18 protein-coding genes and 1 pseudogene are annotated in these 19,776 nt (G+C 52.0%); 8 read left to right on the plus strand and 11 right to left on the minus strand.

Annotated features, from left to right (window positions below; all coding sequences use genetic code 11):
• Positions 1–4: 4 nt before the first annotated feature.
• The 9 genes from MED297_RS05685 to metG all read right to left on the minus strand — a co-directional run bounded on the left by MED297_RS05685 (position 5) and on the right by metG (position 9,526).
• Positions 5–937 carry a DegV family protein gene (locus tag MED297_RS05685; protein ID WP_008043111.1) on the minus strand — a complete coding sequence of 311 codons (933 nt, stop codon included), beginning with the start codon at positions 935–937 and terminating at the stop codon, positions 5–7.
• An 82-nt stretch (positions 938–1,019) separates the two neighbouring features.
• Positions 1,020–1,652 carry an endonuclease III gene (gene nth / locus MED297_RS05690; protein WP_008043113.1) on the minus strand — a complete coding sequence of 211 codons (633 nt, stop codon included), beginning with the start codon at positions 1,650–1,652 and terminating at the stop codon, positions 1,020–1,022.
• Positions 1,653–1,752: 100 nt separating this feature from the next.
• Positions 1,753–2,460: an electron transport complex subunit E gene (locus tag MED297_RS05695; protein WP_008043115.1), complete on the minus strand. Its 708-nt coding sequence runs from the start codon at positions 2,458–2,460 to the stop codon at positions 1,753–1,755.
• Entirely contained in the window at positions 2,457–3,143 is a 687-nt protein-coding gene (gene rsxG / locus MED297_RS05700) for an electron transport complex subunit RsxG (RefSeq protein ID WP_008043117.1), read from the minus strand. The genes MED297_RS05695 and rsxG overlap by 4 nt, the downstream gene beginning before the upstream one ends.
• Positions 3,130–4,161: an electron transport complex subunit RsxD gene (gene rsxD / locus MED297_RS05705; RefSeq protein ID WP_008043121.1), complete on the minus strand. Its 1,032-nt coding sequence runs from the start codon at positions 4,159–4,161 to the stop codon at positions 3,130–3,132. Before rsxD ends, rsxG begins: the two co-directional genes overlap by 14 nt.
• Positions 4,158–5,963, minus strand: a complete 1,806-nt coding sequence (gene rsxC, locus MED297_RS05710; RefSeq protein WP_008043123.1) for an electron transport complex subunit RsxC — start codon at positions 5,961–5,963, stop codon at positions 4,158–4,160. The genes rsxD and rsxC overlap by 4 nt, the downstream gene beginning before the upstream one ends.
• A complete protein-coding gene (rsxB, locus tag MED297_RS05715; protein WP_008043125.1) occupies positions 5,960–6,550 on the minus strand; it encodes an electron transport complex subunit RsxB in 591 nt (196 codons plus the stop codon). Before rsxB ends, rsxC begins: the two co-directional genes overlap by 4 nt.
• Positions 6,551–6,559: 9 nt before the next feature.
• Positions 6,560–7,141, minus strand: coding sequence for an electron transport complex subunit RsxA (gene rsxA / locus MED297_RS05720; RefSeq protein WP_008043126.1), 582 nt, complete (start codon positions 7,139–7,141; stop codon positions 6,560–6,562).
• 330 nt (positions 7,142–7,471) lie between these two features.
• Entirely contained in the window at positions 7,472–9,526 is a 2,055-nt protein-coding gene (gene metG, locus MED297_RS05725) for a methionine--tRNA ligase (protein ID WP_008043127.1), read from the minus strand.
• A 236-nt stretch (positions 9,527–9,762) separates the two neighbouring features.
• Between metG and MED297_RS05730 the strand changes: the two genes are divergently transcribed.
• From MED297_RS05730 to MED297_RS05760, 7 genes are all read left to right on the plus strand, one after another.
• Positions 9,763–11,169, plus strand: coding sequence for a mannose-1-phosphate guanylyltransferase/mannose-6-phosphate isomerase (locus tag MED297_RS05730; RefSeq protein ID WP_008043128.1), 1,407 nt, complete (start codon positions 9,763–9,765; stop codon positions 11,167–11,169).
• A gap of 154 nt (positions 11,170–11,323) precedes the next feature.
• Complete coding sequence (gene apbC, locus MED297_RS05735) at positions 11,324–12,121, plus strand: iron-sulfur cluster carrier protein ApbC (RefSeq protein WP_008043130.1); 798 nt, start codon at positions 11,324–11,326, stop codon at positions 12,119–12,121.
• A gap of 349 nt (positions 12,122–12,470) precedes the next feature.
• Positions 12,471–13,367 (plus strand): hypothetical protein, encoded by an 897-nt coding sequence (locus MED297_RS05740; protein ID WP_154650856.1) that lies wholly within the window; start codon positions 12,471–12,473, stop codon positions 13,365–13,367.
• Positions 13,364–13,957 (plus strand): hypothetical protein, encoded by a 594-nt coding sequence (locus MED297_RS05745; RefSeq protein WP_008043133.1) that lies wholly within the window; start codon positions 13,364–13,366, stop codon positions 13,955–13,957. The genes MED297_RS05740 and MED297_RS05745 overlap by 4 nt, the downstream gene beginning before the upstream one ends.
• A gap of 118 nt (positions 13,958–14,075) precedes the next feature.
• A complete protein-coding gene (locus tag MED297_RS05750; protein ID WP_008043134.1) occupies positions 14,076–15,242 on the plus strand; it encodes a nucleotide sugar dehydrogenase in 1,167 nt (388 codons plus the stop codon).
• 196 nt (positions 15,243–15,438) lie between these two features.
• Positions 15,439–16,440 (plus strand): NAD-dependent epimerase, encoded by a 1,002-nt coding sequence (locus MED297_RS05755; RefSeq protein WP_008043136.1) that lies wholly within the window; start codon positions 15,439–15,441, stop codon positions 16,438–16,440.
• Positions 16,441–16,452: 12 nt separating this feature from the next.
• Positions 16,453–17,571, plus strand: a complete 1,119-nt coding sequence (locus tag MED297_RS05760) for a hypothetical protein (RefSeq protein WP_008043138.1) — start codon at positions 16,453–16,455, stop codon at positions 17,569–17,571.
• Positions 17,572–17,732: 161 nt separating this feature from the next.
• On the opposite strand, the gene MED297_RS22280 is transcribed toward MED297_RS05760, so the two are convergent.
• Together MED297_RS22280 and MED297_RS21775 are read right to left on the minus strand one after the other, a co-directional pair.
• Complete coding sequence (locus tag MED297_RS22280) at positions 17,733–17,948, minus strand: MBL fold metallo-hydrolase RNA specificity domain-containing protein (RefSeq protein WP_161599274.1); 216 nt, start codon at positions 17,946–17,948, stop codon at positions 17,733–17,735.
• Positions 17,924–18,397, minus strand: a complete 474-nt coding sequence (locus MED297_RS21775; protein ID WP_083779356.1) for a hypothetical protein — start codon at positions 18,395–18,397, stop codon at positions 17,924–17,926. Before MED297_RS21775 ends, MED297_RS22280 begins: the two co-directional genes overlap by 25 nt.
• Positions 18,398–19,418: 1,021 nt before the next feature.
• Here MED297_RS21775 and MED297_RS22495 point away from each other — a divergent pair.
• A pseudogene (locus tag MED297_RS22495) lies at positions 19,419–19,776 on the plus strand (lipopolysaccharide biosynthesis protein); the annotation flags it as partial.

Consider the following 19,776-nt stretch of genomic DNA (forward strand, 5'->3'; position numbering starts at 1 on the left):
CGGATCACTTTGCTTGTTGATGCGCGAATGCAACAGACACCGCACCTGGACCCAGTAAAGCGCCCGATGACGGGCTCATAATGGACGAAATCAAACGCCCCTGTTTACCATCAATATCCCGCTGGAGAGCCCGGAAATCCGAGTTGACCCGAATGTCGGCTGGATTCCCGGCGTAACTGATCGAGACCAGCCGATTATGCAGTTGTGCATGGCCGAGTCTCTGAGTCACCAGACCGATAAACTCGGACAGTCGTGTTGGTTGATGGCATTTTCGTATCGTTGTCACGCCATCGGGGCTGATATGATAAATCGGCATTTGACGTTTTAGGTGGTACTGTTGACCGGCTAACCAGCCTAAGTCAAACGGGGGCGATTTCAGCTGTTGGGCTGAGTTGCCTGGCAGGACAAACGTTTCCAGGCTATGACTGAACGATTGTATCGGCGACTTCAGTTGATCGATCGAACGGGCTTTTTCACCAATCAGCCGAAAGGCTTCATATAGCGTCAGCCCGTAACCGGCCAGACCACTATTAGATTCGATGACCCTGACTTTAAAGGGAATGGTCAAGCGAGCTTTTTGCCGAAGTAAATCTATGTTGGGGTGTTGAGTGACCAGGGCTTCCCGAACTGACTGCAATGTAGAACTGAGCTTTTGGTGTGGGGCAATGATCAGCAGGTGGTCATAGTCGTAAATCCACCGGTCCGTTAAAACCTTTTCCACGTCATCGACCGCCAGAGACGACAGTTTGGGTTTGAATCCTTTTTGATTTGCCCAATGCTGATAAAAACTGAGCGCATCGCTTTTATGTCGCTGGTCGATCAATGGCCTTTCGCTGCTTGTGCCAGTCATCGTTAATGGAAGGATCTGTACGTGATTCCTTTTCAGAAACGATTCTGGAATATCGCAGGTTGAGTCAACGACCAGGCCGATGCGCATCGAGGTTCTTCATTCTGTATGGGCGGACGGTCAGTGTAGAGCGCGAACGGTTTTTGAACAAGATTAGACCGCTCTAACATGCCTAGGATGTTTTCTGTCGATACTCACACAGGTCTTCAATGAGGCAGGCACCGCACTTGGGTTTGCGTGCCACACAGGTATATCGACCATGCAGAATCAGCCAGTGATGCGCGTCCAGTAAGAACTCCTTGGGCACCAGACGAAGCAGTCGTTTCTCGACTTCCAGAACATCTTTTCCCGGAGCGATACGGGTTCGGTTACTGACTCTGAAAATATGAGTGTCTACGGCCATCGTCGGTTGGCCGAAGGCCGTGTTCAGGACCACGTTCGCGGTTTTTCGACCTACGCCGGGCAAGGCTTCGAGCGCTTCTCGGGTCTGCGGAACCTGGCTGTTGTGCTGATCGATGAGCATTCGGCACAGTTTGATGACATTCTCAGCTTTTGAGTTAAACAGCCCGATGGTCTTGATGTAATCCTTCAGACCATCGACACCCAGTGCATAAATCGCTTCAGGCGTGTTTGCGACTGGAAACAGCTTGTCAGTGGCTTTGTTGACACCTTTGTCGGTTGCTTGAGCGGAGAGTACAACGGCAACTAATAACTCAAATGGCGTGCTGTAGTTCAGTTCGGTTTCCGGGTGTGGGTTCTCCGCGCGCAAACGGGAGAAGATTTCGATGCGTTTCTCTTTATTCATCAGGGCTGGTCAACTGGTCAGTCAAAGCCGCCATAGTAGGGCGTCTCAACGTTAAAATCGAGCGTTGGCGACGGATGGTCCGCCGCCTTCGCCAGGTTCGTTAACTGATATTGCCGGTGACCCGAACTCGCTTTCCACCGGCTTTCACAGCTTCGGTGTTACGCGCTTTGGCTTGTTCTAGACGGTCATCAATGCTGTTTTTCAGCGCAATCAGAAGTCCCAGACCGACAAAAGCCCCCGGAGGGAGAACGGCGAATAAAAAGTCAGGGTAATCCTTGAAGACCTGCCACTCCCATTGACGGGCGGACTCACCAAAGATCAAGTGCATGTTCGTGAACAGTGTACCCTGACCAATGAGTTCGCGCAGCGCGCCGAGAATGAGCAGGACTGCGAGAAAACCAAGCGACATGAACACCCCATCGATGATGGACGGGATGACCGGGTTTTTCCGTGCGAAAGCATCGGCGCGACCCAGAATCGTACAGTTGGTCACAATCAACGGAATAAAGATTCCCAACACCTGATACAGCTCGAAGGTATAGGCCTGCATCAGCAGTTCAGCACAGGTGGTAAAGGAGGCGATGATCATGACAAACGCGGGCAGGCGAATGGCGTCTGAGACGTAGTTGCGGATCAGAGAAACGGCCAGGTTTGAACCGACCAAAACAACCATAGTGGCCAGTCCCAGTCCCAGGGCATTCACCACGGTACCGGTGACCGCCAGCATCGGGCAGAGGCCAAGCAATTGGACCAGCGCCGCATTGTTGGACCACAGTCCATTGTTAATCAGGGTTTTGGTCTCACTCATGATCCGTCCTCCACGGAGTCTGGTTCATTTAACAGGGCATCCTGGTTATCTTCAAAGAAGAGCAGGCTGTTTTTGACGGCACCGACGATGGCCCGGGGGGTGATGGTCGCACCGGTCAGTTGATCAAAGGCACCGCCGTCTTTTACCACGGCCCAATCATCGGGTTGGGGATTCATCAGGGAGCGATCATTAAAGACATAAATCCAATCCGACTTGGACGTTTCAACCTGGTCGCCAAGGCCCGGGGTTTCTTTGTGTCGCGTTACGCGAACCCCAAGGATTTGACCGTTGGCTTTGATGCCGACGATCAGGCGAATAGCTTCCGTATAGCCTTGCGGCGCGACAACGGGAAGGATGACAGCTTCTGTTTGTCCGTCGGCGGTGAGCACTCGATAAAAGTGCTGAGTATCCGAAGACAGGTTGAGTCGGTCTAACCCAACTAACGCTTGCGCGTCAAAACGAGTTTCGCCGGCCAGAATATCATCTGCCGTATAATCTGAAGGCAGAATGGACAGTAACTGACGAGCCTCAAAGGCGGCTTCGTTCTGGGTAATGGTATCCCGGGTCAAGGTTTGCGTGACGGCGATGATGCCGGCGGTGAAGAACGCAAAGATCGCCAGGCCGATGGCCGACCGACGAATCGCCTCAGGAAGCGTCACATTCGGCTGCTCAGTCTTGCTCATTTTTGTATCCTTTAACGGCCGCCTTATGGCCGTAGACTCGTGGCCGGGTGTAGTGATCGATCAATGGCGCTGCAAAGTTCATCAACAGAACCGCAAAAGCGGTCGCATCCGGGTAGTTACCCCAGGTTCGAATGATATAGATGAGAGCGCCGATACCCGCGCCGTAGATCAGCTTTCCGCGATTGCTGGTCGCCGCTGAAACCGGGTCTGTGGCAATAAAAAATGCGGCCAACATGGTTGAACCCGATAACAGATGGAGCGAGAGCGGTACAAAGGCATCAGCGTCAGAACCGATCAGGATGGACAGGAGGGCTAAGCTGCCGAGCAGCGATACCGGGATGTGCCAGGTGATGATGCGCAGTCCCAGCAATACCAATCCACCGAGCAAAAACGCCAGGTTAACCGGAGTCCAACCCACCGCACCAATCGTCTGATAGATCGGATTGACCAGAACATCCTCGGCCGTCAGGCGGCTGATGCTTTGTTTGTAATCATCCAACGGCGTGGCACCGGTGAGGCCGTCAAGGACCGTTTGTCCTCCCTGAAAAATGATGGTCACGGTTTGCCCGAAATCAGCGGATTGATCGACGGCAGCCCAGCGGGTGGTCATCAACAGCGGCAACGACACCAGCAGAAGCGCATAGGCCACCATCGCCGGATTAAAAGGGTTTTGTCCCAGACCGCCAAACAGATGCTTTCCGAACAGGATGGCCAGGGTCGTCCCGAGCACGATCAGCCACCAGGGCGCCAACGGGGGCAGGGCACAGGCGAGCAATAAGGCGGTGACCAAGGCGGATCCGTCTTTCAGGAAAAAGAGGACCGGTCGCTTGCGGATCTTCAGTATCAGGGCCTCCACTGCCAGAGCGGTGACGGTGGCAAGTATGGCATTGATCAGGTAACCCCAGCTGAAAAACACGATTAACGCCAGCAGGCCGGGTATGAGGGCAGCACAGAGGGTCAGCATCAAGCGGCTGACCGTATTGCTACCGGTTGTGTGCGGGGAGGAAAGAGTCATCATGATGGGTCGGTTTCCTGCGATTGGGTCGCGGCCTGATAAGCTTTTTCGGCACTCAGGTACTTTTCTTCCAGTTTATCAGCCGCTTTTTTCAGCGCGGCGACCATGGCATCACCATTCGCTTCGGCTTCCTGCAACCGGGTCGATGCCTTGTCAAACTTGGCTTTGGCTTTGTCTAGCGCTTCTTTCAGTTCCGCGGGAGACTGTTCAACAGCGGCGGCCGACTCTGCTCTGGCTTGTTTTTTTGCGGCTGCACGAGCAAGTGCAGCCTTAACTGGGTCATCGTCGTTGCTGCCTGAAGAAGGTGCGCCTTCTCGGGCCTTTTTCTCTGCCTGGGCTTTGGCGGCCGCTTCTGCCCGAGCTTTACGTCGAGCTTCTTTTTCCTGTTTTTCCCTCTCTAGCCGAGCCTGGCGGTTTTCGAAACGAATGCGGGCGCGTTCGGACTCTTCGTGCTGTTGACGTTCCTGTTTGAGCTCACCTTTGGCATATCGGAAATATTGAACCAGCGGGATTCGGCTCGGGCAGACATAAGCACAGGCGCCGCATTCAATGCAGTCTTCAAGACTGTGCAGCTCTGCGGACTCCAGCTCCCGGTGCTTGGACGCCCAATGCATCTGCTGAGGTAATAAGTCGACCGGGCAAGCCTGTTCACACAAACCACAACGAATACAGGGGCTGTCTTCGATGGCCGGAGGCAGCTCTTTCTTGGTCGGTGCCAACAGACAGTTGGTTGATTTCATGATCGGAGCGGCGATGTCAGGCACGGCAAAGCCCATCATCGGGCCACCCATAATGACCCGATCCGCTTTTTTAAGGTGCGCACCGGCATGGTTGAGTACGGTTTCCATGCTGGTGCCGATCAGCACCTCATAGTTGCCCGGGTTGCTGACCGCCGCACCGGTGACCGTTGTGATCCGGCTGATCAGTGGTTCATCGTGAACCACGGTTCGATATATCTGATACAGGGTGCCCACGTTCTGGCAGACGATGCCGAGATCGCTGGGTAATCCGCCTTTCGGTACTTCTTTTCCGGTGACTAGCTGGATCAACTGCTTTTCGCCACCAGAAGGGTATTTGGTGGGGACGACGGCCAGCTCAATGCGCTGTTGCAGTGTCTCGGCGGCCTGTTCCAGAGCCGTGGCCGCTTCCGGCTTGTTATCTTCAATGCCGATCAGAATTCGACGGGCACCCAGCAGGTGCAAACAAATCTGTGCGCCGCGCAGTATATCTTCCGCGCGTTCGCGCATCAGCCGATCGTCAGCGGTAATGTAAGGTTCGCATTCGGCCGCATTGATGAGCAGCGTATCGATCGGCGCATGTCGGTTTCGGTATTTGATATCGGTTGGGAACCCGGCGCCACCCAAACCGGTGATGCCGCCATCGTGGATTCGTTGCAGCAGCTCTTCATGGGTTTTGGACGCCCAGTCTTCCCAGGGCGTCTGTTTGCGCCAATCGTCCAGACCGTCCGCTTCAATCGCAATGGCGGGCTGTTTCAGGCCGGACTCGTGAGCGTAGGCATGGTCTTCAATCGCAGTAATACGACCGGAAGTCGGCGCGTGGACCGATGCTGAAATTCCGCCGCCAGACTGTGCAATGATCTGCCCTTTTCGGACCATCTGGCCCACCGACACCACGGGCGTGGCTGGCGCGCCGATGTGCATGTTCAGAGGCAGCCATAACGTCGATGGTAACGGGATGGCTTCGATCGGTGCGGTGTTCGATTCCTGTTTGTGCTCAGCGGGATGAATGCCGCCGGAAATAGACCAGACACGAGATCGGGTGATCAGGGATGAAGCTACAGTCATGCCGCGTCCTCTTTATTGACGGCAGGTGTTGGCCGGTCCGTTGCGATCAGCTCAATATTGCTGAGCGGGCGGTTCTGATGCCAGGTGGCCAGCGTGTCTTCAATGGGCACCATATCAATGCAATCGACCGGGCAGGGTTCGACACAGAGGTCACACCCTGTGCATTCGGATTCTATGACCGTGTGCATCTGTTTCGCGGCGCCGAGAATGGCATCGACCGGACAGGCCTGGATGCATTTTGTGCAGCCAATGCATTCATCTTCGCGGATGATGGCTACCTGCGGTGTTTTTTCTTCGCCATGCTCCGCGTCCAGCGGCTTTGGTTCCACATCCAGTAAATCGGCCAGTGCCTGAATGGTGGCTTCGCCGCCGGGAGGGCACTTATTGATGTCTTCCCCGTCCGCAATAGCCTGGGCATAAGGCCGGCAACCGGGATGGCCACACTGACCGCATTGGGTTTGCGGCAGGATGTTATTGATGTCCTCGACAATCGGGTTGCCCTCGGGTTTGAAACGGATCGATGCGAAGCCGAGTAAAGCCCCGAAGATTGCCGCAAGAACAAGCAGAGTAAGAATGGCGGTGATCATGAGGTGTCCTTATACCGAAACCAGACCTGAAAAACCCATAAAGGCCAACGACATAATGCCCGCGGCGATCAGGCCGATGGCGGCGCCTTTAAAGGGCTTAGGGACATCCGCAAGGTTGATCCGTTCACGCATGGCTGCAAACAAAACCAAAACCAAAGAGAAACCGATCGCGGCGCCAAAACCGAACAGAAAACTTTCAATCAGGGTGTTTTGGCGACTGATGTTCAGCAAGGCGACCCCGAGAACGGCGCAGTTGGTGGTAATCAGCGGGAGAAAAATACCCAGTACCCGGTAAAGCAGCGGGCTGGTTTTGCGCACCAGCATCTCGGTGAACTGAACGACAAACGCGATGACCAGAATGAAGCTGATTGTCTTCAGATACGTCAGGCCCAACGGTTCCAGCAGAAAACTGTAAACCACATAACTGGCCACGGAAGAAATGGTCAAAACAAAGGTGGTCGCCGCGGACATACCGACCGCAGTTTCAAGCTTATTCGACACGCCCATAAACGGGCATAAACCCAAAAACTGCACGAGCACAAAGTTATTGACTAAAACGGTGCCGATCAGCAGCAGAATGTATTCGCTCATGAATAAAACACAGGGCCAGAAAACTGAGGCGGTATTATCGTGAGTTTTGTTATAGCTAACAAGGTGATAGAGCGAAGATTTTTATTGCCTTTTGGAATGGATACCGGTGTTTGATGACTATGGAGTGTGTTTGGTTTGGGAATCTTTAGGTTGAATGGGTTGGTTTGGCAGTCGCGAGCAGGCTCGTTTGTACCGGAAGCTTGGTTGTAAGAGCTTGCCTGCAAGCGATAAAGATCGGTTTCAACTTAACAATTGCCAGCTAACTCGCTCCGACAAATAGCTGATGTTTGCAGGAGCGAGGTCGCGAAGTTGGCTTTTGGTCAGGCAGTCTTAACTGATCTTTGTACCCGGCGGAATGTCGTCGGCGCCTTCCATGATCCACAGGTTTTTACCTTCGCCCGCGGCTAACACCATGCCTTCGGAAAGCCCAAAGCGCATCTTGCGCGGCGCCAGATTGTATACCAGAACCAGGTTTTTACCGATCAGGTCTTCCGGTTGGTAGTGGCTTTTAATGCCACTGAACACCTGGCGGGTTTCGCCATTGCCGACATCCAGTTGAAGTTGCAGTAGTTTATCCGCGCCTTCGACGTGATCGGCTTTGATCACGCGAGCGATCCGTAAATCAACCTTGGCGAAGTCGCCAAATTCGATGGTTTCTGATTCCGACTTTGTCGTTTTAGCTGACTTTGACGGCTTTTCGGGTTTAGCCGCGGGCGCCTTTTTGCCGCTCTCACGCGCCGCGTCGCCTTTGCTTTCTTCTAACAGAGCGTCGATCTGTTTCATGTCGATGCGCGTGAGCAACGGCTTAAACTTGTTGATGGCGTGACCGGTCAGCGTGGTGTCCAGATCGGTAAAGTCCAGGCTGTCGACATTCAGGAATGCCCGAACTTTTTCGTTCAGTGCTGGCAGTACAGGACCGAGGTAAATCGACAGGGCGCGGAACAGGTGAATCCCCATGGAGCAAATGTCCTGTACCTCTTGGGCTTTGCTTTCATCTTTCGCCAGTGCCCAGGGTTCTTTGGCCTGAATATATTCATTAGCCTTGTCGACTAGGCGCATGATTTCACGGACGGCTTTACTGAACTCGCGAGACTCATAGAGGCTGGCAATCAGATTTTTCGATCCCAGCACTTCGTCTAGCAGCTCAGGTTCAGCAATGTTATCTGACAGTTTGCCGCCACCTTTCTTGATGAAGCCGGCGCAACGACTGGCGATGTTGACAAACTTGTTCACCAGATCGGTATTCACGCGCTGCGCAAAATCGGTGAGGTTCAGGTCGATGTCTTCAACGCCATAGCCCAGCTTGGCCGCGTAGTAGTAACGCAGGTATTCCGGGCTCAGGTGTTTAAGATAGGTACTGGCCATAATAAAGGTGCCGCGCGACTTGGACATTTTTTCACCATTGACGGTGATGTAGCCGTGGGCAAAAACGCCATCGGGTGTTTTGAACTCGGCGCTGGTCAGCATGGCTGGCCAGAACAACGCGTGGAAGTTGATGATGTCTTTACCGATGAAGTGATAGAGCTCGGCGTCTGAGTCCTTCGACCAATAATCGTCAAAGTTCAGACCGTCAGTGCGATCGCACAGATTCTTAAAACTGGCCATGTAGCCGATCGGAGCATCCAGCCAGACATAGAAGTACTTACCTGGTGCGCCAGGGATTTCAAAACCAAAGTAAGGGGCATCACGGGAAATGTCCCAGGCTTGCAACCCGGAGTCGAGCCATTCAGACAGTTTGTTAGCGACACTGTCTTGCAGAGTGCCGGAACGTGTCCACTCCTGCAGCATGGTTTGGAACTGTGGCAGGTCGAAGAAAAAGTGCTCAGACTCTTTCTCAATCGGGGTGGCACCGGTGTAAGCCGATTTGGGGTTGATCAGCTCGTTAGGCTCGTAGGTCGCTGAACAGACTTCACAGGCATCGCCGTACTGATCTTCAGATTTGCACTTAGGGCAGGTGCCTTTAACAAAGCGATCCGCCAGAAAGATCTCTTTTTCCGGATCGTACAGCTGCCGAATGGTTTTGACCTTAATGTGGCCGTTTTCTTTCAGGCGGGAATAGATTAACTCCGCGTAATGCTGGTTTTCATTGGAATGCGTGCTGTAGTAGTTGTCGTGTCCGATCAGGAAGCCTTCGGAGTCCGCCTTGTGATCGGCATTCATTTTCTCGATCCAGGCTTCGGGCGATTTACCTTCTTTCTCGGCACGCAGCATAACGGCGGTACCATGTGTGTCGTCTGCGCACACATACATGCACTCGTGTCCCATGCTTTTTTGGAAGCGAACCCAGATGTCGGTTTGGATCTGTTCCATCAGGTGCCCAAGGTGCAATTGGCCGTTGGCATAGGGCAGCGCGCTGGTGACAAGAATTTTGCGTTTCGCAGACATAGGGTAACTCGTTCCTTTAAATCGATGGTGACGGATGTAGAACGCGGTTCACGGCAGTCGCCGATGATTCGCAACCTGAACGGGTAATTGTCTCTATTTGCGCGGAGCGGGGCAAGCTTCTTTTACGGGCATACAGGTTGTCGGAGGTCAAGGTTGCCGTCTTGTGTTCAACAGGGCATTGAACGACAATGCGCGGTAATTTCACTGTCTGTATGTAGTCAATCAAGGAGCGAATTTTGATCATTCCCGTTTTGCTGGCTGGTGGCGTAGGATCGCGTCTGTGGCCCATGTCTCGTGAACTGTACCCCAAACAATGCATCAATTTGGTGGATGCTGAGAAAAGCCTGATTCAGCAGACAGCTGAACGCAGCCAGGCTGCCGGGATGACCGAGTCGCCCATTGTGGTCTGTAACGATGAACATCGCTTCCTGATCGCCCAACAGATGGCAGAGTCTGGCGTTCAGGCCGATATCATTCTGGAACCGGAAGGTCGCAATACCGCACCGGCCATCGCATTGGCGGCGTTTCAGGCAATCAGTCGTGATGAAAACGCGGTTTTAGTTGTGTTACCGGCCGATCACGTTATTCAGGATCATGACCGCTTTGCCAAAGCCGTGGCAACGGCCGTCAAACAGGCCGAGTCCGGGCGGATTGTGACCTTCGGTATTCAACCCGGGTATCCCGAAACCGGCTATGGCTATATTCAGACCGCTTCCGATGAAGGCGAGGCGTTGCCTATTCAGTCTTTCAAAGAAAAGCCTGATTTGGCAACGGCTGAAAAATACGTCAAAGACGGTGGCTACTACTGGAACAGTGGTATGTTCGTGTTCAGAGCCCAAACGTACCTTGATGAGCTCAAGGCACTGCAACCGGCGATGTACGAAGCGGTTCGCGCGGCGATGGCTGGGGTATCGACGGATTTAGACTTTATACGTGTGGATACGGCGGCTTTTGCTGAATCACCCTCTGACTCCATCGATTACGCGATCATGGAGAAAACCGGTAAGGCCGTGATGGTGCCATATGCGGGTGACTGGAACGACATTGGTGCCTGGGCTGCCCTGTATGACCTGAACGACAAAGATGAAAACGGCAATGTCCACCAGGGCGATGTGCTGGTTCATGATGCGAAAGATAACTTTATCCGGTCCGAGAGCCGGCTGGTCGCCGCAGTTGGTGTGGATAACCTGGCCATTGTGGAGACCAAAGACGCCGTAGTCGTGGTACCGAGAGAACGTGCCCAGGATGTGAAGTTCATCGTCAACCAGTTAAAAGCATTGGGGCGGACGGAGCATGAGGTGCACACTAAAGTGTATCGGCCGTGGGGCGCTTACGAAGGGGTGGATCACGGTAAGCGGCACCAGGTGAAAAACATTATGGTGAAACCGGGTGAAAAGCTGTCAGTTCAGATGCATCACCACCGAGCGGAACATTGGATTGTGGTATCCGGCACGGCCAATGTGACCATTGGTGAAACAACGCAGCTGGTGGGTGAGAACGAATCGGTGTACATCCCGTTAGGCGAAGTACACGCGCTTGAAAACCCCGGCAAAATCCCGCTGGAACTGATTGAAGTCCAGACGGGTTCTTATCTGGGTGAAGACGACATCGTCCGGTTTACCGACCGCTATGGGCGTTCTTAAGGGGTGACCCCATCACTTTGCCTTCCATAACGAAGGGCGGCGCTCAGTGAACTGTTACTCCCCTCATCAGAGGGGAGTTGAATCCTTCTTTATAATTGACTCCCCCAAATCCATCCCCATATAACCCGTCAAACCCTTCTTTAAAGAGTCCATCATGGATAACGTGAAAAAAATCATCGCGGTCGCTTCCGGTAAAGGCGGCGTCGGCAAGTCCACCACCGCCGTCAATCTGGCATTGGCACTTAAGCGTCTGGGGCACAATGTCGGTTTGTTAGATGCCGATATCTATGGGCCCTCGGTTGGTTTGATGCTGGGGGTTAAAGAAGGCACCAAGCCGGAGGTCAAAGACGGTAACAGCTTTGTCCCGATTCTGGCGCACGGCCTGCAAACCATGAGCATGGCCTACCTGGTCACCGATAAGACGCCTATGGTTTGGCGCGGCCCAATGGCATCCGGTGCGCTGCAACAGATTCTCACGCAGACGCTTTGGGATAAGCTCGATTACCTGGTTGTCGACATGCCACCGGGCACTGGTGATATCCAGCTGACCTTGGCGCAAAAAGCCAACATCGATGGTGCCGTGATTGTGACCACACCGCAGGATCTGGCGTTACTGGATGCGAAAAAAGGCATTGAAATGTTCCAGAAGGTCAATGTACCGGTGTTGGGTGTGGTCGAAAACATGGCGGTTCATGTTTGTTCGAACTGCGGTCACGAAGAACACATTTTTGGCGAAAAGGGCGGTCAGCGACTCGCTGAACAATACCATGTCGACATTCTCGCCAGCCTGCCTTTAGACATGGCGATTCGCGAAGGGACGGATGGCGGTCAGCCGACCATGGTCGGCGATGCCCAAAATTCCTTGACGGCCAGTTACGAAGCGTTAGCAAATGGCGTGGTAACCAGAGTAGAAGAACAGGGTGGCGACGGGCCGACCCTCAGTTTTAGTTGACTATTGCAGGCTGAGCCGCGGTGCGAGCCATGAAGCAACTTGGAGTACCATTGGCAGAGTATGATGGTCGCGAGCAGGCTCGCTCCTACAGGGAGCCGCTGTTGTAGGAGCCTGCCTGCAGGCGACCAGAAACTCACCCGACGCAAATCGGCTTACACATGCACAGTGCTGATCTATCCCTGCTGCATGCCATGCGACGTCGTTCCTAAGAAAAACCGCCCACCATGGTCAAGCCCGTCGGAGTTCTTTACCATGGTGTTAAATCCATGACTTTCCCGTAGCTGTGAGACAGGCAACCGAGAAACTCTTCTTAACCTTTCTGTTCATTTCCGCCCTTGGGTTTGCCTGGTTGCAATGGCCGCAGCGAACCGAAGACTCCGCCTTTCAAGAACTGCCCATCATCGAAACAGATCCTTTATGGACGCTTTCTACTGTTTACGAAGCCGAGAGTCGCTTCGTGACGTCGCCATTCCTGGTCGAGCTTGTATCTCAGGCACCAATCCTTTTTTGGATTGAAGCACCAAGTGCCGGCTTATCTCCTGTCCTGAAACGTGCCGTTCTTACTGAGGAGGGACTTTCCTATGAGCCCGTGACCGTCCTGACGCCTGACGCGCTCAGCAAAATGACCGGGCGAAAGACTCTGAATCTGCAGAGTTTGGTGAGCTGGACTCAGGGTGACCAGTTGTTCATGGCGGTATCGTCTTCGACAATAGCGGATGCTAGTCGAGTCGATCTTTTAGTTTCTGATGATGAAGGGCTGTCTTTCGAACATCTGTCGACTCTGCGAACGAACCCGGTTCTTAACCTAGGTGCACGCGCTCAGGGGGCCCCGATCAGCCAAAATAGCGGATCTGAGTTTATGATTTCTCATGATCAGATTGGCTATTTGGCGCTTCGTGCTGAAGTTAATACTCAGGGAGAAATCATCCGGGTTTCGAGATTGTCCATGGGAGCCGCACCATCAACTTTAACCGGCAATGCCTTGCAAGTCGCCCAAGATGTCTGGCTCACAACACAGGTCGATCAAACACAGGAGATAATGAGGCTCATGCTTAATAGCGAACCGCAGGCATTGGAGGGGCGGACTGTCAGAGCCCTCGATGTGAGCCAATTGCCGGTATCTCCGCCACACATGAGTCTGTCGGCCGATGGGGTAATACATCTCATTTGGATTGAAGGCGGCAATCGGGTGCAATGGTTGCGAACCTCGCTGGCAGAACTGTTGAACGGGGAGGTGGGTGAATGATCAGTCCCGAGTTGTTAGGACTGTTTAGTTGGGCATTGCTGTTGGCATATCCCGTTGCCTGGGTAAGTCGACAGCTATTCAAGTCACCCGGACTAATGACGTTGGTGCTGTTAATTAGCATTGTGGTGGTGTCTGTCCCAGTTTGGCAGGGCGCAAGCCTGGCATCCTGGGCCTTTGGTGTGGCTGACTTACCATCGGTCTTATTTGTTGGTTTGTTGATGAGTCGTCTGTTCTGGCCGGCCGATTCGAGTTTAAGAGCCCTGTGGCATCTGGGCGGTTTAGTTTCCTGTGTTCAGTTAGCGTTCTGGTTTTCTGGTTGGGAAGTGGTCTACCTTTGGGGGCAAGAAGCCATCTCGATGGTCGTTCTGGCCCTGTTTTTTGTGATCGCGTTGATGTTTCGTTCCTTGGCTGGGGCTGTGCTGATGCTGGTCGTTGCTATCGCCCTGGCATTTAATATTTATGGTACCTATAACAGCTGGTTGTATCTCGTTGGCTTACCCTTTGCGTTGGCCTATCTTTTAGGTTTGCCTATCAGTGGGATGCGCTGGTGGCTGGGACGACGATCCCAGTCTCGCGAGTTGTTTCGCTGACCGGTATCAAGGCCCCTCTTATTGCGGCCTTTCAGTGCGGGGGGTACACTTCCGCCTTTGAATTTTCCAGGGCTTGCCAGTACTCAGCAGGTCCTCCATTTGTACAAGGGAAACACAGATGAAAATAGCCGTTGCCGGTACTGGATACGTTGGCCTTTCTAATGCCATGTTGTTGGCGCAGAACCATGAGGTCGTAGCCGTTGATATCGTTCCGGAAAAAGTTGAACAGTTAAATCAGGGACAGTCTCCGATTGAAGATACGGAGATTGAAGATTTTCTGGCCAATAAAACCCTGAACTTCAGTGCGACGCTGGATGCCGAAGCGGCCTATCAGGGTGCTGAGTTTGTCATCATTGCGACCCCGACCGATTACGACCCGGACACCAATTACTTTAATACCGGCAGCGTGGAAGCCGTGATCAAGCAGGTGATGGCGGTGAACCCAGAAGCGGTGATGGTCATTAAATCAACCATCCCGGTAGGCTATACCGCTAAGTTGAAAGCGGAAATGGGCACCGATAACCTCATCTTCAGCCCTGAGTTTCTGCGTGAAGGCAAGGCGCTGTATGACAACCTGTACCCCAGCCGGATCATCGTGGGCGAGCGCAGTGAGCGAGCTGAACGTTTCGCCGCCCTGCTGCAGGAAGGCGCGGTCAAGAAAGACGTCCCGACGCTGTTCGTCGACGCCACCGAAGCTGAAGCGATTAAACTGTTTGCCAACACCTACCTGGCGATGCGGGTGGCGTACTTCAACGAACTGGACACTTATGCCGAAACACATGACTTGAATACCCGCCAGATTATTGAAGGGGTTGGGCTCGATCCGCGCATTGGTAACCACTACAACAACCCAAGTTTTGGTTATGGCGGTTACTGCTTGCCAAAAGATACCAAGCAACTGCTGGCAAACTTCGAAGAAGTGCCGAACAATCTGATTAAAGCGATTGTCGATGCCAATACCACGCGCAAAGACTTCATTGCAGACTCAATCATCAAACGCGGCCCGAAACGCGTTGGCATCTATCGCTTGGTTATGAAGTCTGGCTCCGACAATTTCCGCGCGTCCGCTATTCAGGGCATCATGAAAAGACTGAAAGCGAAGGGTATTGAGGTCGTAGTTTATGAACCAGTGCTGACTGAGCATGAGTTCTTCCGGTCGCTGGTGATCAATGATCTGGAAAAATTCAAGCAAGTATCGGATGTAATTGTGGCCAACCGGCCATCGGACGAGCTAGCCGATGTGATGGATAAAGTCTATACGCGCGATCTTTTCGGCAGTGATTAAAGTACCCACGTATCTGCAGGAGCGAGCCTGCTCGCGATCCCGGGGGTGAGTAGATCTCTGCATCTTCGTCTTCTGGTTTTGGCTATAAAAGCACCCGAGAAGGTTCGTTTATACAGGGCACCACTTTTGTAAGAGCTTGCCTGCAAGCGAAACCGTAACAAACTGAATCAAACGGACTTGATAAACAGGAACACATATGAAATTACTCGTTACCGGCGCGGCCGGCTTTATCGGCAATGAGCTGGCCCTGAAACTGACCGATGCCGGCCACGACGTCATCGGCATCGATAACCTCAACGACTATTACGACGTACAGCTAAAAAAAGACCGGCTCAAACGACTCGACAATAACCCACGCTTTACCTTTATTAAAATGGGCGTCGAAGATCGTCAGGCCATGGCTGATTTGGCAAGCCAGCACACCTTCGATCAAATCTTCCACATGGCCGCCCAAGCCGGTGTCCGTTATTCACTGGAAAACCCCAACGCCTACATTGACTCCAACCTCGTTGGCTTCGGGAATATCTTGGAACTGGCACGCCAGCAAACCGTTCAACACCTGATTTATGCGTCTTCCAGTTCTGTTTACGGTGAAAACGAAAAGCAACCGTTCAGTGAGGACGACCCCGTTGATCACCCGGTTTCACTGTATGCCGCAACGAAAAAATCCAATGAAGTGATGGCGCATTCGTACAGTCACCTTTATAGCATTCCAACGACCGGTCTGCGCTTTTTTACCGTTTATGGCCCCTGGGGGCGCCCGGATATGGCGCCGTTCCTGTTCACCGATGCCATATTAGCCGGTCGCCCGATCAAGGTGTTTAACCACGGCAATATGATGCGTGATTTCACCTACATCGACGACATTGTTGACGGCGTGATCAAAAGCTCCCAAGTGCCGCCGGTGAAAACCGACAAGCCAAAAACAGATACGCCGGCTGACAGCGATGCACCTTACCAAGTACTTAATATCGGTAATTCAGAACCGGTAAAACTGATGGATTTTATCGAAGCCATCGAAAACGCCTCCGGCAAAACCGCCGAAAAAGTGTTTATGGACATGCAGCCGGGCGATGTCCCGGTGACTTATGCCGATACTTCATTGCTGCAACAGAAAACGGGTTATCAGCCCAACACCGCCATTCAAGATGGCGTTAATTCCGTTGTGCAATGGTACCGCAGTTATTATAACCGTTAAGTTAAGGGCAATATGAACAGTCAGATTGTTAAACTGGAAGGCGTCGTCATTCCGGACAGCTGTGATTTAAAGCGTCGTCACGTCCGTAAAGGGAAACGTCTGACTCAGCATTACCTGGAACGGTACGATCGCAAAACGCTGATTTACGATTGCTTCTTTCGCCCCGATACGCAGGAGTATGTTTTCACCGGGCCGCGCTCATTAAATCTGTGGTTTTTGATGCGTCGGCACCTCTATGTGAATGGCAAAAAACACACGGGTCGTCTTAAACGCATGGTTTGGCAGCGTTCCGAACAGACGGTTCTGAAAGCTCCCGCAGGCGCCACGTTGGAAATCAAACATGATGATTTTCAGGCCACAGTGCCAGTGCGCCATAGCGAACAGGATCGGTTCAAAGGCATGAATACTGCTCATGCCATGAACAAAAATAATAAACTGGAATGGATTCGCGACTGGGCTCAGTACCACGTAAACGCGCATGGCCTCCAGGGCGTGGTGATTTTTGATAACGGCTCTACCGACTATCGTCCGGAGGACATCGAGGCGACGTTGCAAACCGTCAATGGACTGGAAGCCATTCTGGTGATTGAAGCCGGCTTTCCCTATGGGCCGGTCGATAACAGCGGCAAAGCCATCATCAGTCCGCGTTTCTTACAGACATCTATGTTTAATTTGGCACGGCAGGATGCATTCCGACAGGCGAGAGCAACCTTGAGTGTCGATATAGATGAACTGGTGGTCAGTGGCAGGGCCGAGTCGATTTTTGATGCGGCCGTTTACTCTCGGCTCGGGTGTCTTTCCTTTCGGGAGCACCGGGTTTTCCCGGAGGGCCGGTTGGGTACCCCTTATCCGCATCAGGCGCATATTATGAAAAAGGCCGATTTTAAACCCGGTAACACCAAATGGTGCGTGGACACAAACGGATTTATGAATCGCTTTGGCTGGGCCGTTCACCGGTTTGGCGGTGGCTTTTTCTTAATGACAGAGACGGACGACTTTCATTACCTGCATTGCCATGGCACCACCACCGGTTGGAAAGAAAAACGAATGAAGCCGGTGACAAATCTGAAAGAAGATCCGCAATTAAAGCCATTGTTTGACAAATATCTGCCGGGCAATACTGGCGGTTAGTCGTCCTTGCTCCGCTGCGATACCTCCACAAGAGTCGTTCCAGCCACTGCGTAGGAGTGACGAAGCACAGCGGAGTCGCGACAAACCGGCTAGCCGGTTCTCGTACCAAGCGCTAACCCTGCGCGAAGGTGGCATTAATAGCGCCTAGCCTACCAACCTGATCACTTAACCACCAAAACCCGCTCCAACGCCAGCTGAGACATCAACTCCTGCTGCAAAGCCCGCTTCGCTGATGCATCGCCATGCACCAGTCGAACCTCACCGGGCTTCGATTCAATACCCGCAACAAACGCTAACAAATCCTCCTGATCGACAAGTGCCGAAAACCCGGACACTGTATGAACCTGCGCTTTTAAATCATTAATCCCTGTTGCCACCGCATCCCGCTGCTGCAAAGCCGCCCTAGCGTTCCCCGAGCCTGATGCCCCACAAACAGAACATCGGTTGTCGGTAATGGCGCTAACGTCTGCAGATAATTCACTATCCGCCCACCCTGACACATCCCATTGGCAGCGATGACAATGTCGGGTTGAGCTTTCTGTGCTAAACGTTTCACCAAGCGTATATGCTCGCGATGATCGGTTACCGTGATTAACGAATCGAAAGCTAAGGGCAGCCGACCTTTCGCTTTGCGATGCTGCAGCCATTCCGGCCAATAGGCATTCAATGATCGATACGCAGACGTGAGTTCGGCTGCCAAGGGAGAATCTAGAATAACGGGTAGGGGAGTGTCACTAGGCCAGTTGAGTAGAAGCCAGATCCTTATACACCTTTTCTTCCTTTGTAAGTATAAATGAATGTCGAGAAACTCACGATAAACACGCATACTACTTTTAAAGGGCAGGAAGGTTATTAATAGGACTCGATATTTGGAATTTAAATTATCTAAGTATACTTATGGTAACCCATTAGGCGGCTCAATCTATACTTAACTCCCAAAATGCCGAAGTAGAAGCTAGGGTCGCCTACAGGGACCGTTTTCATGGTTACCGATACTACAAGTCGTGCCTGCCGTTAAAACGCAAACGCCGATCTATAAACCCTGCTCGCCCATCAACTGAACTAATCAAGAGTCATTAGGCTACCACCCCTACATTGAGGCAACCCGTAAAAAACTACAGGCGTGGTTATTAAAAACCGCTTGAACCCGTCACATGAGTAAGTAAACCCAAGAGACATGGTCTTACTGACATTGTTATCAAGTAAAGACTGGTGTTCAAGTAACTCAAAGTAGAGTAAACCGGTGTTTTACCTCCTACCTCATAGAGAGTAGACCAGATGGTCTGGCGTTCTATGGGGGCGATTTCACAGTGTTAATCTCTTTACTCACTCGAGTTGGCAATGGTATCTCCGGCGGAAAGAACTGCGGTAAATACATTAAATCTCGATAAAGATGACAATTTTTCCAGCATCATCAAGTAAAACTCATCGTGAACTAAGCATCCATTAGCCTGAGGTCAAAAGGTAGCAACATTGAACGTAGTCTTTTGCAGTGTTTCGTTGAGCTAGAAATTGTGACCTTTAATCAACCGGTATTGCCATCATTAGAGCTCCCAATTACACTGCATGCGGCTGCTTAGTGGGTCTCAAAGTTCCTGTGTGAAATTCTTGTAAGCTCCATCTAATTACCATTTCTGGGTTTCAGATATAGATTTTTTCTTGATTATATTCCCGGATTTTGTGAGTTCCAGAAACTCAAATACCTGCGATTGATCGTATATATGAGATTTTTCTAAAGCTGGGTTTCGACAATTAGCTTCAAAAGTGACGGGCTAACATAAAATTAACAAGTGAAGCAAATGAGCTTGAGTAGTGAAGGTTGTTTTCCAACGGAAGGGTCTTAGTGAATGGAAATCAAGAGTGTGTTTATTAAAAGCATAATGAAACTGGCTTCAGGTAGCGCATTTGCTCAGATAATAACATTGCTAAGCTCCCCAATTATAACGAGACTGTTTTCACCAGAAGTATATGGAAATTTCAGTACCTTTTCTTCTATTGCGCTTGTATTGTTTCCGTTGGCCGCTCTTTCCTTACCGCTCGCAATACCATTGCCAAGTACAAATCAAGAAGCAACTACTTTATTGAAGGGCAGCCTTCTAATCTCGGTTGTAGTCTCAGTGTTTTTGCTAGTGATAGCTTTTCTAGCAAGTTCACGAGTGTTTAGTTGGCTGAGTTTAGATTTTGGTTTAGCGTGGTTCTTTTTTC

This window comes from Reinekea blandensis MED297 (assembly GCF_000153185.1).
GTDB classification, from domain to species: domain Bacteria; phylum Pseudomonadota; class Gammaproteobacteria; order Pseudomonadales; family Natronospirillaceae; genus Reinekea; species Reinekea blandensis.